At 70.6% G+C, this 15,747-nt stretch carries 14 protein-coding genes and 2 pseudogenes; 8 read left to right on the plus strand and 8 right to left on the minus strand.

The genetic code is table 11. From position 1 onward, the window contains the following. Window positions 1-190 precede the first annotated feature (190 nt). From ACWDR3_RS43405 to ACWDR3_RS43415, 3 genes are read left to right on the plus strand one after another with little or no spacing between them, the layout of a single operon-like run. The gene (locus ACWDR3_RS43405; protein ID WP_450358193.1) at window positions 191-1,258 is read left to right on the plus strand and encodes an ABC transporter substrate-binding protein; all 1,068 of its coding nucleotides are present in this window, start codon (window positions 191-193) and stop codon (window positions 1,256-1,258) included. 2 nt (window positions 1,259-1,260) lie between these two features. Further along, the gene (locus tag ACWDR3_RS43410; protein ID WP_450358195.1) at window positions 1,261-2,340 is read left to right on the plus strand and encodes a FecCD family ABC transporter permease; all 1,080 of its coding nucleotides are present in this window, start codon (window positions 1,261-1,263) and stop codon (window positions 2,338-2,340) included. After that, entirely contained in the window at window positions 2,337-3,146 is an 810-nt protein-coding gene (locus tag ACWDR3_RS43415; RefSeq protein WP_450358197.1) for an ABC transporter ATP-binding protein, read from the plus strand. The genes ACWDR3_RS43410 and ACWDR3_RS43415 overlap by 4 nt, the downstream gene beginning before the upstream one ends. A gap of 61 nt (window positions 3,147-3,207) precedes the next feature. On the opposite strand, the gene ACWDR3_RS43420 is transcribed toward ACWDR3_RS43415, so the two are convergent. After that, complete coding sequence (locus ACWDR3_RS43420) at window positions 3,208-3,447, minus strand: heavy-metal-associated domain-containing protein (RefSeq protein ID WP_450358199.1); 240 nt, start codon at window positions 3,445-3,447, stop codon at window positions 3,208-3,210. 191 nt (window positions 3,448-3,638) lie between these two features. On the opposite strand from ACWDR3_RS43420, the gene ACWDR3_RS43425 reads away from it, so the two are divergent. The 4 genes from ACWDR3_RS43425 to ACWDR3_RS43440 all read left to right on the plus strand — a co-directional run bounded on the left by ACWDR3_RS43425 (window position 3,639) and on the right by ACWDR3_RS43440 (window position 9,226). After that, complete coding sequence (locus tag ACWDR3_RS43425; RefSeq protein WP_450358200.1) at window positions 3,639-5,057, plus strand: MFS transporter; 1,419 nt, start codon at window positions 3,639-3,641, stop codon at window positions 5,055-5,057. Window positions 5,058-5,073: 16 nt separating this feature from the next. Then, window positions 5,074-6,891, plus strand: coding sequence for an asparagine synthase (glutamine-hydrolyzing) (asnB, locus tag ACWDR3_RS43430; RefSeq protein ID WP_450358202.1), 1,818 nt, complete (start codon window positions 5,074-5,076; stop codon window positions 6,889-6,891). A gap of 12 nt (window positions 6,892-6,903) precedes the next feature. After that, window positions 6,904-8,145, plus strand: a complete 1,242-nt coding sequence (locus ACWDR3_RS43435; RefSeq protein ID WP_450358204.1) for a cytochrome P450 family protein — start codon at window positions 6,904-6,906, stop codon at window positions 8,143-8,145. 145 nt (window positions 8,146-8,290) lie between these two features. After that, window positions 8,291-9,226 carry an L-tyrosine/L-tryptophan isonitrile synthase family protein gene (locus ACWDR3_RS43440; RefSeq protein WP_450358206.1) on the plus strand — a complete coding sequence of 312 codons (936 nt, stop codon included), beginning with the start codon at window positions 8,291-8,293 and terminating at the stop codon, window positions 9,224-9,226. A gap of 704 nt (window positions 9,227-9,930) precedes the next feature. Here the strand turns inward: ACWDR3_RS43440 and tal are convergent. The 7 genes and pseudogenes from tal to ACWDR3_RS43475 all read right to left on the minus strand — a co-directional run. Then, window positions 9,931-11,046, minus strand: a pseudogene (gene tal, locus ACWDR3_RS43445) (transaldolase); the annotation flags it as partial. Window positions 11,047-11,115: 69 nt separating this feature from the next. Continuing rightward, entirely contained in the window at window positions 11,116-11,292 is a 177-nt protein-coding gene (locus ACWDR3_RS43450; protein WP_450358208.1) for a hypothetical protein, read from the minus strand. Then, on the minus strand, window positions 11,289-11,477 hold the full coding sequence (locus ACWDR3_RS43455) for a hypothetical protein (protein ID WP_450358209.1): 189 nt from the start codon (window positions 11,475-11,477) through the stop codon (window positions 11,289-11,291). The genes ACWDR3_RS43450 and ACWDR3_RS43455 overlap by 4 nt, the downstream gene beginning before the upstream one ends. A 174-nt stretch (window positions 11,478-11,651) precedes the next feature. Beyond that, a complete protein-coding gene (locus ACWDR3_RS43460; protein WP_450358211.1) occupies window positions 11,652-12,950 on the minus strand; it encodes a cytochrome P450 in 1,299 nt (432 codons plus the stop codon). A 370-nt stretch (window positions 12,951-13,320) separates the two neighbouring features. After that, window positions 13,321-13,689, minus strand: coding sequence for an SRPBCC family protein (locus ACWDR3_RS43465; protein WP_450358212.1), 369 nt, complete (start codon window positions 13,687-13,689; stop codon window positions 13,321-13,323). Window positions 13,690-13,822: 133 nt separating this feature from the next. After that, complete coding sequence (locus tag ACWDR3_RS43470) at window positions 13,823-13,993, minus strand: hydrophobic protein (RefSeq protein WP_124000846.1); 171 nt, start codon at window positions 13,991-13,993, stop codon at window positions 13,823-13,825. 96 nt (window positions 13,994-14,089) lie between these two features. Next, on the minus strand, window positions 14,090-15,313 hold the full coding sequence (locus ACWDR3_RS43475) for a phospholipase D-like domain-containing protein (RefSeq protein ID WP_450358214.1): 1,224 nt from the start codon (window positions 15,311-15,313) through the stop codon (window positions 14,090-14,092). 246 nt (window positions 15,314-15,559) lie between these two features. Between ACWDR3_RS43475 and ACWDR3_RS43480 the strand changes: the two are divergent. Beyond that, window positions 15,560-15,747: pseudogene (locus ACWDR3_RS43480) on the plus strand (hypothetical protein); the annotation flags it as partial.

The following is a 15,747-nucleotide window of genomic DNA, read 5'->3' on the forward strand; positions in this document are numbered from 1 at the left end:
CGGGGGGGGGGTGGCCGCGCGTTGCGGGGGGGGGTGCCGGCGGTGGGGGGGGGGCGGGGCCCGGTTTTCCCACCCCCCCCCCCCCACCCCGCGACGCCAAGTGGGCGGGAACTCACGGCGTGTTCGGCCCGACTACCTGACCGGGTGACGGAAGGTCGCCCGCGTACCGAGTGGAACCTGGAGACTTTCGATGCGTTCTCGTGTGTGGGGCGGAACGGCGGCCGTCGTGCTCGGCGGACTGCTGGCGGCGGGCTGCGGTGACGGAGACAAGGAGACGGCCGACGTGAGCGCCGGGAAGGCCGTCCCGGACGGCTACCCGGTGTCCGTCACCGACTGCGCGGGCGCCAGGACCACCTTCTCCGCGGCCCCCGAGAAGATCGTCACCAGCAACGCCTCCAGCCTGGAACTGCTGCTCCGCCTCGGCGTCGGCGACAAGGTGATCGGCACCGGATTCCCGCCCGGCAAGGGCACGTTGAGCGGCACGCTCGACGCGCAGGCGCAGAAGGTGAAGGTGCTCAGCCAGAGCGTGATCCCGAAGGAGAAGCTGCTCGGCTCCGGCGCGGACCTGTACATCGACACGTTCGCGTCGATGGGCGGCATGGGCAACGGCATGGGAGACGCGCCGACCGCCGAGGAGTTCAAGGCGGCCGGGATCAGCCACATCTACCTCAAGTCGACGGCCTGCGCGGCGCAGAGCAAGAGCGCGGTGACCGATCTGTCCGCGGTCGAGGCCGACATCACCTCCCTCGGCGCGGTCACCGGCACGAGCGCCAAGGCGAAGGAACTCGTCGCCGGGATGCGGACGAAGGTGGCCGCGGTCCAGAAGGCGATCGGCAGCACGGCGGAGAGCGACCGCCCGACCTACTTCTTCTTCGACTACGACTCCGGCACCAAGCAGCCCACCGTCGTCTGCAACCGCCAGGTCGCCAACGCGGTGATCACCCTCGCCGGAGCCCGCAACGTCTTCGCCGACTGCGACGCCGACTACAAGCAGGTCGGCTGGGAGGACGTGATCGCCAAGAACCCGGACTGGATCCAGCTCGCTGTCCGCAACCGGGGGAGTGACACGGCGAACGACAAAGCCTTCGACGAAGCGGAGAAGTGGCTGAGGTCCAACGCGGCGACCAAGGGCCTCACGGCCGTCAAGGAAGGCCACTTCCTGCGCATCGGATCCGAACCGACCACCATCGCCGGGGTCGAGAACGCCGACACCGTCGAGCAGATCGCCAAGACCCTCTACCCGGGCAAGGTCGGCTGACCGTGGCCTCGTTGCTGGTACGGCGCGAGGGCGCAGGGCGAGTGTCCACGGAGGCGCGCACCCTGCGCGCCGGACCACTGGCCCTCGTCCTCGCCGTGGCACTCCTCGTGGCACTGACGGCCGCGGTCGCGTGGGGCTCGACGTCCATCCCGCCCGCTGAGGTGTGGAGCGTGGTCTGGCGGCGACTGTCCGGTGAGACGCCGCGCCCGGGCACGAACGACCTGATCGTGTGGCAACTCCGGCTCCCGCGCGCCCTGTTGGCGGCCCTGGTCGGCGCCGGGCTCGGTCTCGTCGGTACGGCCGTGCAGGCGCTGGTGCGCAACCCGCTCGCCGACCCGTACCTGCTGGGCATCTCCAACGGCGCCTCGCTGGGCGCGGTCGCGGCGATCGTGCTGGGTCTCGGGGCGGGCGGCGCGCTCGGACTCGGGCTGTCCGGCGCGGCGTTCGCCGGCGCGCTGGCCACCTTCGCGCTGGTGTGGGCGATCGCCCGTCGAGGAGGCGGATTCGCCCCGCTGAGGCTGGTGCTGGCAGGGGTCGCGATCGGCCAGTTCCTGTCCGGCTTCACCAGCTACCTCGTCCTCCATGCGGGGGACGAGCAGCAGACCCACAGCGTGCTGTTCTGGCTCATGGGCAGTCTGAGCGGGGCGAGTTGGCCCCTGCTCGCCGTGCCCGCCGTCGCCGTACCGGTCGCCTGGCTGTGTCTGCAGGCGCGCGCCCGCGCGCTGAACGCTCTGCTCATGGGCGACGAGACCGCGGCCGGGCTCGGCGTCGACGTCACCCGGCTGCGGCGCGAACTGTTCACCGTCACCAGCGTGTTGACCGGCGTCCTGGTCGCCGTGTCCGGCGCGATCGCGTTCGTCGCGCTGATGGTGCCGCACGTCTGCCGTCTGGTCGTCGGCGGCGACCATCGCCGACTGCTGCCTCTCTCCGCGCTGTTCGGCGCCGTCCTGCTGGTGGTGGTCGACATCGTCTGCCGTACGGCGATGGACACGCAGGAGCTGCCGGTCGGCGTGGTGACCTCGCTGCTCGGGGCTCCGGCCCTGCTGTACCTGCTCGATCGGCGTCTGGGGAGCGACAGTTGAGGATCGACATCGAGGACCTGCATGTCGCGTACGCCGGGCGTACGGTCGTGGCGGGCGCCCACCTGATGGCGGCCGAGGGCGAGATCACCGGTCTGATCGGGCCGAACGGCAGCGGCAAGTCGACGCTCCTGCGCACCGTCTATCGGCACCTACGACCCACGGCAGGAAGGGTGTTGCTGGCGGGCACCGATCTGCGGGAGATGACCCCGGTGCAGTCGGCCCGGCACGTGGCGGCTCTGCCGCAGGAGCGGGGCAGCGACTTCGAGCTGACCGTGCGCGAGGTCGTCGCCATGGGGCGCACCCCGTACAAGCGGGCCTTCGCGGGCGAGGACGCCGCCGACCGGGACATCGTCGCCCGCGCGCTCGCCGACGTCGGCATGGCCGGTCACGCCGGTCGTCGCTTCACGGCCCTGTCCGGCGGCGAACGCCAACGCGTGCTGCTGGCACGGGCGTTCGCGCAACACCCGGACGTCCTGGTCCTGGACGAGCCGACCAACCACCTCGACATCCGCCACCAGGTCGAGCTGCTCGCCCTGTTGCGCGTCCAGCGCCGTACGACCCTCGTGTCGCTGCACGACCTCAACGCCGCCGCGTCGGTCTGCGACCGGCTGCACGTGCTCCACGAGGGAGCCGTGGTGGCCTCCGGACCGCCGCGCGAGGTCCTCACGCCGGACTTGATGGCGGAGGTGTTCGGCGTTCGGGCGGCGGTGATCGACCATCCGCTCACCGGGGACCCGCTGATCGCCTTCGACCATCGGGTGCCCGCCGAGGCGGAGTTGACGGAAGCGGTGGAGACCGGCGTGTGAGCCGGGACAAGCAGGACGACGGGGTGGTGCCGTCCTGCGCGTCCCGGCTCGGTCGGTCAGGTCAGACGGCGACCGGGTCGGCGACCGAGTCGGATCCCGATTCGGTGACGGTGTACCCGGCCTCGACGATGGCCGTGCGCAGCCGCGCGTCGTCGAGGTCCGTGCCGTGCACGGTGACGGAGTTCGCGGCGAGGTCGACCACCACTTCGCTCACGCCCGCCACCTCGGACACCTCCTCCCTGACGCTCGCCGCGCAGTGCTCGCAGGTCATGCCGGTGACGTTGTACTGCTTCTGAGCCATGGGGAACTCCCGTTGTCTTGAGGGGCTGTCTTTCAGTAGTCGGCCGCGTCGGGCGCGGAGTTCCCTTCGCTGGCTCGGACATCGCTCACCGTTTTTGCCGGCCGTCGCCCGGGAACTCACCCCTCTTTTCCGCCGACTTGTGGGACGAGGCTGCCGTCCGGCAGCCCACCCGTGAGGGGAGGGGCGCAGAGGTGACGCACCGAAGTCCCGGTTCGGAACGGCTCGGCCACCAATCCGCCGGCCCGGCACAGGGGGACCGCTGGCTGCTGGTGGCCGTGGCGGGCGTGCTGTCGTTCATCGCGATGCTCGACATGAATATCGTCAATGTGGCCTTGGCGGACATCGCCGACGGGCTGCACGTCTCCGCAGCGACCGCTCAGTGGGTCGTGCTGGGGTATCAACTCCCGGTCGTGGCACTCCTGTTGCCGGTCGGTCGCTGGCTGGACGGCGTGGGCCCGCGCGCTGCGGTGCTGACAGCGACCGCGGGCTTCGGCCTGTGCAGTGCCCTCGCGGCCATCGCTCCCTGGGCGGCCTGGCTGATCGCGGCCCGCCTCGCGCAGGGCGCGTTCGGGGCGGTGCTGTTCGTGCTGATGCCGGTGCTCGCGATCCGTTCCGTACGGCCGGAGTCGAGGGCGCGGGCGATGAGCGTGCCCGCGACGCTCGGCCCGCTGGGCGCGGTGACCGGACCGGCGGTGGGCGGGCTGTTGCTCGACCATCTGGGTTGGCGTGCCGTCTTCCTGGTCAAGATCCCGTTCTGCGTGCTCGCCCTGGCCGTCGCCTGGAAGGCGATGCCGAGGGACGGCAGGCTGCGCGCGCCCGATCGCCGGTCCGCGGCCGACGCGCTGCTCGTGGCCACCGGTGTGGCGGCCCTGTTGCTGGCGCTGACGCTGGCGGCCGACGACCCGGTCTGGTTGCTCCTCGCCCTGGCCGCCGTACCGCCGCTGTGGCGATGGTTGCGCGGCCCTGGCGGACGTCCGGTGACCGGCGTACTGCGGACGACGGGACTGTTCCCGGCCCACGGTGCGGTGTTGAGCCTCGCGGCCGGGTTCGCCGCCATGCACTACGTCGTCGCCCTCCACCTCCAGCGCGACGACGGACTGAGCGCCACCACGACCGGCCTGACCGTGCTCGCCTTCCCGCTCGGCATGGGCCTGGCGGGCCCCGTCGGCGGACGTCTCGCCGACCGGTGGGGTGCCCGGCCGGTCGCGGTCACCGGCGCCGCGCTCACCGCCGCCGGCCTGCTCCTGCTCGTCCCGCTCGGCGACGGCTGGTCAGCGGCGGACGTGGCCTGGCGGCTGGCGCTGGCCGGCATCGGCATGGGCCTCAACGGCGGTCCGACCCAGGCCCTGGTCATGGGCGCGGCCCCACCCGACCGGACGGCGACCGTCGGCTCGGCGATGCAACTCGCCCGCAGCCTGGGCTTCACCCTCGGCCCGGCCCTGGCCACCACCGCCTGGGCGCTGGCCGGCGGGGCACGGGCGGGGCTCGCCCTGGCCGCCGTCGCCGCCTGTCTCGCCGTACCCCTGCTCGTCCTGTCCGGCGCGAGGTCCACGCCCGTGTCCGCGAAGCCGGAGAAGACCACCGACGCGGCACCGGCCGCCCACCACTGACCCAGGAGTTCTCCCCATGTGCGGAATCACCGGCTGGGCGTCCTTCCACCACGACGCCCGCACCCGGGCCCCGGTCATCGAGGCCATGACCGCCACCCTCACCCCGCGCGGCCCCGACGCCGGAGGCGTGTGGCTCGGCGAGCGCGCCGCGATCGGCCACCGCCGCCTGTCCGTGATCGACCTCGTGGGCGGCGTCCAGCCGATGACCGGCGGGTCCGACGTGGTGCTCAGCTACAGCGGCGAGGTCTACAACCACCACCAACTCCGCTCGGAGCTGCGGGGGTTGGGGCACGAGTTCCGCACCCGCAGCGACACCGAAGTGGTCCTGCGTGCCTATGTCGAGTGGGGCGAGGCGATGGCCGAGCACCTGGAAGGCATGTTCGCCTTCGCCGTCTGGGACGAACGCGAGCAGCGACTGCTGCTGGTCCGTGACCGGCTCGGCGTAAAGCCGTTGTACTGGGCGGCGGTTGACGGCGGCCTCGCCTTCGCGTCCGAGCCCAAGGCCCTGTTCGCGCACCCGGAGATACGGCCCCGCGTGGACGCCGACGGCCTCCGGGAGGCGTACAGCCTGCTCTTCAACACCGGGCCGACCGTGTGGTCCGGCGTCCGCGAGGTCGAGCCCGGCGGCCTGCTCGTCCTGGACCGGGACGGCATCCGGGAGCGCCGCTACTGGCAGTTGGCGGCGGGCACCCACGGCGACGACCAGGACACGACCGTCGAGCGGATCCGCGAGCTGGTCGGAACGGCCGGCCGCAGTCAGCTGGAAGCTGACGTCCCGCTGTGCAGCCTGCTCTCCGGCGGCCTCGACTCCACCGTCCTGACCGCCCTACTCGCCGACGAACTCCGCCTGCGCGAAGGCCCGGACGCCCGCATACGCTCGTACGCCGTCGACTACAGCGACCAGGCGGCACGGTTCACGGGGGATGTGCTGCGCACCGGCCACGACACCCCGTACGCCACCGAGGCCGGCGCCTTCATCGGGACCGACCACAGCACCGTCGTCCTCGACCCGCTCGCCCTGCTCGACCCCGAGCACCGCAAGGCGGTCGTCGTGGCCCGTGACTCGCCGATCGGCGTGGGCGACATGGACACCTCGCTGTACCTGCTCTTCGGCGAGATACGACGGCACTCGACCGTCGCCCTGTCCGGCGAGGCGGCGGACGAGGTCTTCGGCGGCTACCCCTGGTTCCACAACCCGAAAGCGCTCGCCGCGGACACCTTCCCCTGGCTGCTGGTGACGGGCGACGAGGCCGCGATGCCGCTCAACCCCGAACTCGACCTGCGCATGGGGGAGTTCCGCGCCGACACCTACCGCAGCGCGCTGGCCGCCGTTCCGCACCTGGATGACGAGACACCCGCCGAACACCGGCAGCGGGAGATGCAGCACCTGTCCCTGACCCGCTGGCTGCGTCAACTCCTGCACCGCAAGGACCGGTTGAGCATGGCGCAGGGCCTGGAGGTCCGTGTCCCGTACTGCGACCACCGGCTCGTGGAGTACGCCTTCAACACCCCCTGGGCGCTGAAGAGTCACGACGGCCGGGAGAAGAGCCTGCTGCGTGCGACCGGTATCGGTCTGGCGCCGGGGTCGGTCCTGTGGCGGCCCAAGAACCACTACCCCGCCACCCACCACCCCGACTACAACCGCGGCCTGCAGAACATGGCCCGCGACGCCCTCGCCACCGAGCAGGTCCGCGCCCTCACCGACGAGACCCGCATCAAGCCCTCCCTCGACACCCCGCCCGACCGACTGGAGTGGGGTCACCGCCTGCGCCTTGAGCGCGTCGTCGACCTCGCCCTCTGGCTCGACCACCACCAGCCCGAACTCGCCCTCTGAGGAGCCTCCTTCATGACCGTCCAAGAGCCCTTGGCCGCCGAGCCCGTACCGCTGATGGGGTGCCCGTACAAGGCCAACCCGTATCCCCTCTACGAGAAGATGCGCGAAGCAGGCCCGGTTCACCGGGTCCTCTTCCCCAGTGGCGTACGGGCATGGCTCGTCACCGGCTACGAAGCCGCCCACTCCGCCCTCAACGATGACCGTCTCGGCAAGAACCACGAGCGCGGCAACGACGGTTGGCGGGCCCGCGCCTCGATCATGCCGGAGCCGCAGCACTCCCAGCTCCAGGCCCACCTCCTCCATCAGGACCCGCCCGAGCACACTCGTATGCGGCGCTTCGTGACCGACGCCTTCACGCCCCGGAGGGTCGAGGAACTACGGCCCCGTTTCCAGGAGTTGGCGGACGCGCTGGTCGACGCCCTGCCCGACACGGGTCCCGCGGACCTCGTCACCGGCTTCGCCGCCCACTTCCCTTTCCAGGTCCTCGCCGAAGTCATCGGCCTGCCACGGGAGTTGGCTGCCCGCTTCGACCGCGACTGGGGCAAGGTCGTCCAGCCGGTCGGCCCCACCGACCCCGGGCGGCCGCTCTACGAGGCCCGTCTGCATGGCCTGCAGAGCTACATCGCCGAGGTCGTCGCCCACAAGCGCGCGCACGGGGAGGACGACCTGCTCAGCCGCCTTGTCGGGGCCCGCGACCGTCGCGAACTGTCCCAGGAGGAACTGGACTCGATGATCTTCCAGCTCCTGGTCGCCGGCCAGGAACCGGTCAGCAATCAGATCACGACCGCCCTCATCGCCCTGTTCCGCAACCCGGACCAGCTGACCCGCCTCCGCGAGGACCCGCCGCTCCTGCCCCGCGCGGTCGAGGAACTCCTGCGCTACGACAGCGCCTTCGAACTGACGACCTGGCGCTTCTTCGAGCAGGACAGCGACCTGCACGGTACCGAGGTCCCGGGCGGCGACTCGGTGATCGTCTCGCTCTGCGCGGCCAACCGTGACCCGCGCCAATTCCCGGACCCCGACACCCTCGACCTCGACCGCTCCCCGAACCCCCACCTGGCCTTCGGCCACGGCATCCACTTCTGCCCCGGCGCCGCCCTCGCCCGCGCCGAACTCCAGACCGCGCTCGGTACTCTCCTCGCCCGCCTCCCAGGCCTCCAACTGGCCGTCAGGGACGAGGGCATCGAGTGGATCCCGGCCGTCCTGGGCCGCGGCACGAACCATCTCCCCGTCGGCTACGACCGCCGCCTCTGACACAGCACTCCGGATGACCGGGGCGGCCGGAAACCCCCGCCCCGGCTCCGCCCGACCCACCCCACCCCGCCCGACATACGGCGCCCGGCCACGCCCGGCCACGGCGCCATGCCGTCATGCCCGCACGCCCTTCCGGAGGAACGACATGCCGTTGACGACCACGCCGGACACCCTCCCCACGAGCACCGCCGCCGCGATCCTGAACCTGCTCCTGCCGCACCACCGCACGACCGACCGGACCCACGCCTCCGCCGAGGCGTTCCCCCATCAACTCCGCCAGATCACCGAGTTCGTGCGTGCGGGTGCTCCCATCGCCTTCACCCTCCCCGGGTTCCCCTGCAAATCCCCCAACCCCGCCAAGGTCCTCGGGCACCTCCCCGACATGGGTGAGCGCCTCTCCCTCACCTTCCTGAACACCCTGTGCAGGGAGATCGAGCGCATCTACCCACCCGGCGCCCGCATGTTGATCTGCTCCGACGGCCACATCTTCGGCGATCTCATCGGCGTCCCCGACGAGCACATCGACGCCTACGCCGACGAACTCCGCGTACTCATAGGCCAGTTGAGTCTGGACAGACTGTCGGTCTTCGATCTGCGCGACGTCCTCGGCGACCTCCCGCACGACGCGAAACGCGCCCACGTCCACGGGCGTTACGCACCGTCCCTGGACGCCCTGCGCGCCGAGATCCGCGCCGACGACAACGCTCTGGCGCTGTACCGGGGGATCACCCGATTCCTGGTGGAGGACACCGCCGACCACCGGGGCACCCGCTCGGCACTGCAACGCGCCTGCCGACAGCGCGCCTACGGAGTCATCCAACGCAGCCGGGCCTGGGGCGACCTCATCGCGGCCCAACACCCCTACTGCGTACGCCTGTCCATCCATCCCCAGCCCATCGGAGCCCCCAAGTTCGGCATTCGTCTCCTCGACGCGCCCGATGCCTGGACCACGCCGTGGCACTCGGCGGCCCTGCGCCGTACCGACGGCACCTGGACCCTCGTAGCGAAGGCCAGAGCCGCCCAGCAGGGCCGACCGGTCCAACGCGACGGCCGCCTCAGCCACTTCGTTCAGACCGAATGACGAGCGGGACCGCGCGTAGCGGGTGAGCTGCGCACGAAGAACCTGGGGACGGGGGGTGATCGTGCGCGGAGGTTCCCTTGTTCTCATTGTTCTCAAGCTTCTTGAGCAACTGACTCCCCGGGTGTCCCAAAACGCACATCTCATGCACGATGCGGCGGTGTGAGGGCCGCCGATGCCGCAGCGGCGCGCAGTTTCTCCAGAAGCGCCGTCTGGCGGTCCGCACGGTCCGACAGGAAGTCGAGATGCTCGGCGTAGAGTCGCTCGTCGCTCTCGGCCCGCGCCCGCAGAGTGCGCCAGCATGCCGCCTTGGCCGTCACTCCGACGAGCATCGCCTCCAACTCCAGGACGTCGCTCATGGGGGACCGGGAGAAGAGGTGGCCGTTCGGCTTCAGGCGACCGGCCTTCTCGGCGAGCCAGCCGAGCGCGACCTTCGGATGATCGGTGGAGACTTCCAGGTCGTCCATGATCCGTAGCAGGGACTGGCGGTCCTGTTCGATCTGCTGGGCGAGTTCGGCCAGTGCAGGTTCTCCCTTCTGCGCCTGGGCCGCCCGGCGTGCCAGCTGGGCGCCGCCGGTCGCGCCGGCCAGGTGGTCGTTGAGGTAGACGGCCAGCAGCCCGTCCCTGGCCGGTGCCTCTTCGGCCGCTTCGTCGGAAGTGCCGTCCGGGCCCGTCCGGGCTCCCTCGTGGGCGGCGTCGGCCGTGCCCATCTCGCGGCTGACGGAGGCGCCCAGTTCGGCCCAGCTCGCCTCGAACTTGGCCAGCCCCTCGCGCTCCAGGGTGTCGGTGACGTCCGCGAAGTCCACGCCGATACGCTCCAGCGCCGCGAAGTGCGCCTGCGCGGTCGCGTAGTCATCGGCCCCCGGCGAGTGAAGGGCGAGCGTGCCGTGGTCGGCGTACGCGGCCAGCGTGCTGCCGGGCATGGTGTTCACGGTGCCGGCGATGGCCAGCTCACTGACGTACATCGTGTCGGGATAGGCAGGGTCCTTGACTCCGGTGGAGGCCCAGAGGGGGCGTTGCGACCGGGCTCCGGCCTCGGACAGACGTTGCCGGCGCGGCTCCGCGGCGGTCATCTCGTAGGCCTGGTGCGCAAGGCGGGCGTTGGCGACCGCGGCCCGGCCCTTGAGCGCCGAGGCTTCGGGCGTGCCGATGGCGTCGAGGCGGCGGTCCACCTCGGTGTCCACCCGTGAGACGAAGAACGAGGCGACCGAGTGGATGCCGGTCAGGTCGTGTCCGTCCTGCCGGGCCCGCTCTAGGCCGGCCGTGTAGGCGTCCATCACCGCGCGGTAGCGGTCCAGGGAGAAGATCAGCGTGACGTTGACGCTGATCCCGCGTGCCACGACCTCCGTGATGGCCGTGAGCCCCTCGCGGGTGGCCGGGATCTTGACGAACAGGTTGGGCTCGGCGACCGCCTCCCACAGTTTCACCGCCTGCTCGACGGTGGCGTCGGTGTCCTTCGCCAGCCGGGGGTCGACCTCGATGGACACCCGCCCGTCCACTCCGCCGGTCCTCTCGTGGATCGGTGCGAAGACACGGCAGGCGGTGCGCACGTCGTCGGTGGTGAGGGCGAAGACGGCGTCGTCGACGCCGGTCCCCGTGCTGCCCAGAGTGCGGAGCTGCTCGGTGTAGCGGTCTCCACGGGACAGCGCGGAGGCGAAGATCGTGGGGTTGGTCGTGACCCCCACGACATGCCGGTCGGTGATCAGCTTCTCCAGCTCACCGCCGGCCAGCAGCTCGCGGGACAGGTCGTCGAGCCAGACCGAGACCCCGGCGGCGGACAGCTGGGCGAGCGGGTCGGACGCGGTGGAAAAGGGCTGGGACATGCTGGATCTCCAAAAGGAAGAAGGCGGGTGGGGCGAGGATCCTCACCCCACCCGCCCGGATGGCTGAGGTCACTCGTGCGCGCTGGGAACCCGGAGGGGGTCGTGGGGGGCGTCGGCTTTGGCGGCGCCGAGCTCCTCGCCCAGTTCGCCCAGCCGACCGCGGCCGAGGGCGGAGCGGACCTGGGGGAACCAGTCCTGCTCCTCCTCCTTGACGTGGTGGCGCACGTTCTCCATGAGAACGGTCATCTTGGCGTCGAAACGCTCGTCCTCGGGGTCTTCTCCTCGATCCAGGTGTGGATCGTCAACTCCTGGATCACCTTGTCGGCGATCTTCCGCTTCGTCTTGTAGGCGCGGTCTCCGGCCTTCTCGAACTCCTTGAACAGCTTCTCGACCGTCTGGTGGTCGTCCTTGAGCAGAACGATCGCATCCATGGGTCCTCCTTCGTGTCGTCCCGCACCTCCCCGTGACGTGGGGGTGTTTCCGTCGGCGGAATACCGAAGGGCGTTCGGCTTCCGCGCTCCGGTTACCCCGCTCGGCGCGGTCGACCCGCCCGGAGCGCACCTTTCGTCACATTCGGCCGTCGTCGAGGCGGTGAGCAGTGCCCCCTACTGCCCGCTCCGCGGGAAACGGGCCCGGAGGCCCGCCGGCGCGAGTCGGCCGACGAACTCCAGTGCCACCGACGAGGCGTTCGGCGACGTGATGGTGAAGCGTTGTGCCAACCGGGAGGCGACGAGCGTGAGTTGGCGCATGGCCAGTGCCGAACCCAGGCACACCCGTGGTCCGGCACCGAACGGCAGGTAGGCCGGACCGGGGGCCGGCCGACCGTTCGACCACCGGGTGGGGTCGAACTCGTCCGGTCGCTGCCACCATCGGGGATCCCGCTGGATCAGGTAGGGATTGAGCAGTACATCGTCACCAGGGGCGAGCGACCACTCACCCAGGGGCGTCGCCGTGCCGGCGGTTCGGGTCATCAACCACGCGGGCGGATACAGCCGGAGTGTTTCCCGTGCCACGGCCTCGGCGAGCGGGAGCCGTGCCGCCGACAGCGCAGTGCCACCGCTGACCGACCTGTTCGCCTCACCGCGAAGGCTGTCGACGAGCCGGGGGCGGCGGGCCAGTTCCCACACGATCGAGGTGAGCGCGGCGGCGGGTACGCCGTGACCGCCCATCAGAATGCTGTGGAGCGTGGACGCCACGGTGTCGTCGGGCATCGCCGGATCGGCGTCGATCAGAAAGCCGAGCAGGTCGTCGTGGGGCGCGCGGGCGCCGGCCGCGCGCCGCTGCCGCACGATCCCGGTCATCGCGTCGCTCAGTCGTGCGGCAGCGCGGAAGAAGCGGCGGTGGCGGGGGAGCGGCAGCCAGGCGGGGAACTCGTACGACGACTCCGTGAAGGGCTGGGTGGCGAGGGTGGTCTCCTGGAGCAGGCCGGTGACGGCGGCGGAGTCCGCGCCGAAGCAGTATGCGGTGATCGCCCGGGCGGTGAACGCCCGCATCGTGGTGAGTACGTCGACCTCACGACCGGCGCTGTCGGCCAGCACCGCGTCGAGGATCTCCACGGTCTGTTCGTCGGTCGCGGCCGCCGCCGTGCGATTGAGTCCCGGCCACACGGCACGGCGCGCCGACATCCAGGAGGCGGCCTGTGCGGCGGCCTGGTCGAGATCCCGCCGCATGTCGAAAGGGGCGAGCTCGGTCACGAAACCCTGGCCGGTGCGGGCGAGCGCCTCGTGGGTGAGGGTCGGGTCGCGCACGAACACGGTCTGTTCGTCGAAGGAGAAGACGTCGCCGTACTCGCGATGGCAGCGACGCAGGAAGCCGATCCGGTCGGCCTCGTACGCGCGCGTGTTGCCCGACAGCCAGTGCCCGCGCGGGCCCGGCGGCCGGCTGAGGCTTTCGCGACGTGCCATCCGCCCTCCCAATGGATCGCAGGACCCCGCAGCAGATCGCAGGACCCCGCACGGGATCCTGCGATCGGCGTGTCCACTGACTCCGGTGGATATGGCCCTGAAGAGAGCGGGGCCGGGCTAGCGGAGCTGGTAGGGCCAGTAGGGGTAGCGTCCGCTGACCCGCTTCCTGCCCACCAGGCGAACCATCAGGCGTCGTGTCCGTTTCATGAACACCTCACTGCCATCCAGGCGAATAGTTGTCCGATGGTGGCATGCCGTCCCGTACCGGGCAACAAGGAGTGCGGCGGAGCGGTCATATGACGCGGAAAACGTGAAGTCGCCTTCAAACAAAGAGGTGTGACGAACCGTCAGTGATTCAGGTGGTGCGCGGTCACGGGCGCAGCCGAGTGGCACGGGCCGGGCCCTCGGCCTCCTCGCACAGCCGGGCGAGCCGGGCCAACATCGCACGGCCGCGCACGAGTTGGGCCATGTCCAGGAGGCGGTTGTGCAGGACGCCGCCCGCACCGCGCAACGGGTGTTCGTCGAGGATGAGCAGGGTCTGCACGCCCCAAGGCCGCAGTTCCATCGCGATCCTCGCCGTCCCCAGCGACCCGCTGTCCGCCTCCAGCTCGGGCCACTGCCCCTCGGCCTCATCGGCCCGCGAGGTACCGACGACCCAGTCCCCGTACCGTTCGGCGTCGGAAAGGATCTTCCAGACCGCCTCGGGAGACTTCTTGATCAAACGGTGCTGTACGGCCATCTCTTCCTCCGCCGTTCGAAGTGCCCCGTGCCCACGAAGCGGGCTGAAGTTCCTGGCACGGGCAAGCAGCCGGAGCAAGTGGCGCTGGAGGCGCAAGGTTCCTTGCGGGCGGGGCCTTCGGAGCGGGGTTCGTCTACCAGCGGTACCAGCGGCCCTTGCGGCCACCGTGCCCGGCGGGCCGGACCACGAAGCCGAGCGCCCAGACCACCAGAACGATGATGGCGATCCACCACAGCGCCTTGAGGGCGAAACCGGCGCCGAAAAGAATCAGCGCGAGAAGAAGAACAACGAGCAGGGGAACCATGATTATCAACCTCCGCTCGTCATGTGCCCTGCAAAATGAAGGATACGCACCGAAAATCGAACGCATGCTTAGGCGATTTCAGGAAACACGCCCGTGCTACAGAAAGCGGCGGATGGGCATGACGGAGACCTCGCGGGCCCGCTGCAGTAGGGAGCGACGCCGCCAGCGTCCCTCCTGGATCAGCGTGGCGGCCGCCATGTCCTCGTCGTAGTGGTCGTCGAGGGTCGCCGTGAACTCCTGGTCCAGGACGGCCAGCATGATCTCCTCGTCGTGGTCGAGGGAGCGGCGGTTGAAGTTGGACGAGCCGATCAGGGCCGCGACGCCGTCGACGGTGATGATTTTGGCGTGCAGCATCGTCGGTTGGTACTGGTGGATCTTCACGCCGGCGGCGGTGAGGGCCTCGTAGTGGTGCTGGCCGGCCAGTTGGCAGACCCGCTTGTCGGTGTGCGGGCCGGGCAGAAGGATCTCCACCTCGACGCCCCGCCGGGCGGTCGCGCAGAGCAGGTCGATGAAGTAGGTGTCGGGGGAGAAGTAGGCGGTGGCCAGCCGGAAGCGGACCTCGGCCGACTCCAGCATGACGCGGAGCAGGGTCTGCATGTCCTGCCAGCCGAAGCTGGCCGACCCGCGCACCACCTGCACCACCGCGTCCCCCTGTGGGCGGTGGGCGACGAACCGGTCGCGGTCGTCGAAGAGTTCGTCGTGGCACTCGGCCCAGTTCTGTGCGAACGCGGCGGCGACGCCGTCCACGGCAGGACCGCGGACCTCGACATGGGTGTCGCGCCACTCGCGCTCGTTACGGGCGTCGCCGCACCACTCCTGCGCGATGCCCACCCCGCCGGTGAACGCCGTCTGCTCGTCCACCACCAGGACCTTGCGGTGACAGCGGTGGTTCTGCTTCAACGGCGAGAGGGCCAACGGCCTGCGGAACCAGGCCACTTGCACACCGGCCTGCTCCATCTCCGCCAGCAGCTCCTTCTCGATCAGCCGGCTGCCGAACCCGTCGAGCAGCAACCGCACCCGCACCCCGGCCCGGGCCCGGTCGGCCAGCGCCTGCGCGAACTCGCGGGCGATGTCCCCCTTCCAGTACACGAAGGTCATCATGTCCACGGTGTGCTCGGCGGAGCGGATGCCGGCCAGCATCGCCGGGAAGATCTCATCTCCGTTGCGCAGTACGGTGAGTGCGTTGCCCTCGGTCGCAGCGATGCCGATCAGACGCTCCAGCCGGCGGCGTATCCGCGTGGCGCGTTCCTGGGCCTCCTCCGGCGCCGATGGATCGGCACCGGAGGACTTCAGCTCAGGCTGGTCCGGTGTAATGGTCATGGCGTCACCCGGCCGGCGCGCACAGGAGACAGGGGCGCCGCGCGGCCCGGTCCGGCGCGGGGCGCAGCCAGCAGACTGTACTTCCCGGGCCAGGGGTCAACAGACACCGGCTGTGTTCCCGGCCCGAGGCCGCGCACCCTGAGCAGGTGTTTTCAGCCCCTGATGAAACCGGTCGGCCCACGCGGACATGCAGGCACGCGGAACGGGCAGGAGACGGTCATCCTGCTTTCCAGCTAAGGCGGCACAGTGACTTCCTCCGCGAAGGCCCGTGAAGCGACCGACCGCACGACGGGTCCGTCCGAGGCCGTCGAGGAGCTGCCCTGGATCGAGGACGGCGGCAAGGTGGCGCCCAAGGACGCACGCGTGCTGTCCCGGCTGTTCCTGGACAGGACGGCAGGTCCATGTGTACGACGGCCGCCGCGACGGCTTCGACG

It is taken from the genome of Streptomyces sp. NPDC001002 (assembly GCF_053599215.1).

Bases quoted from the DNA above. Each gene is read 5' to 3' on its own strand.
- ACWDR3_RS43420 (WP_450358199.1), bottom strand. From the start codon at position 3,447: ATGGCTCAGAAGCAGTACAACGTCACCGGCATGACCTGCGAGCACTGC.
- asnB (WP_450358202.1), top strand. From the start codon at position 5,074: ATGTGCGGAATCACCGGCTGGGCGTCCTTCCACCACGACGCCCGCACC.
- ACWDR3_RS43460 (WP_450358211.1), bottom strand. From the start codon at position 12,950: ATGGCACGTCGCGAAAGCCTCAGCCGGCCGCCGGGCCCGCGCGGGCAC.
- ACWDR3_RS43435 (WP_450358204.1), top strand. From the start codon at position 6,904: ATGACCGTCCAAGAGCCCTTGGCCGCCGAGCCCGTACCGCTGATGGGG.
- ACWDR3_RS43475 (WP_450358214.1), bottom strand. From the start codon at position 15,313: ATGACCATTACACCGGACCAGCCTGAGCTGAAGTCCTCCGGTGCCGAT.
- ACWDR3_RS43450 (WP_450358208.1), bottom strand. From the start codon at position 11,292: ATGACCGTTCTCATGGAGAACGTGCGCCACCACGTCAAGGAGGAGGAG.
- ACWDR3_RS43455 (WP_450358209.1), bottom strand. From the start codon at position 11,477: ATGGATGCGATCGTTCTGCTCAAGGACGACCACCAGACGGTCGAGAAG.
- ACWDR3_RS43465 (WP_450358212.1), bottom strand. From the start codon at position 13,689: ATGGCCGTACAGCACCGTTTGATCAAGAAGTCTCCCGAGGCGGTCTGG.
- ACWDR3_RS43470 (WP_124000846.1), bottom strand. From the start codon at position 13,993: ATGGTTCCCCTGCTCGTTGTTCTTCTTCTCGCGCTGATTCTTTTCGGC.
- ACWDR3_RS43405 (WP_450358193.1), top strand. From the start codon at position 191: ATGCGTTCTCGTGTGTGGGGCGGAACGGCGGCCGTCGTGCTCGGCGGA.
- ACWDR3_RS43440 (WP_450358206.1), top strand. From the start codon at position 8,291: ATGCCGTTGACGACCACGCCGGACACCCTCCCCACGAGCACCGCCGCC.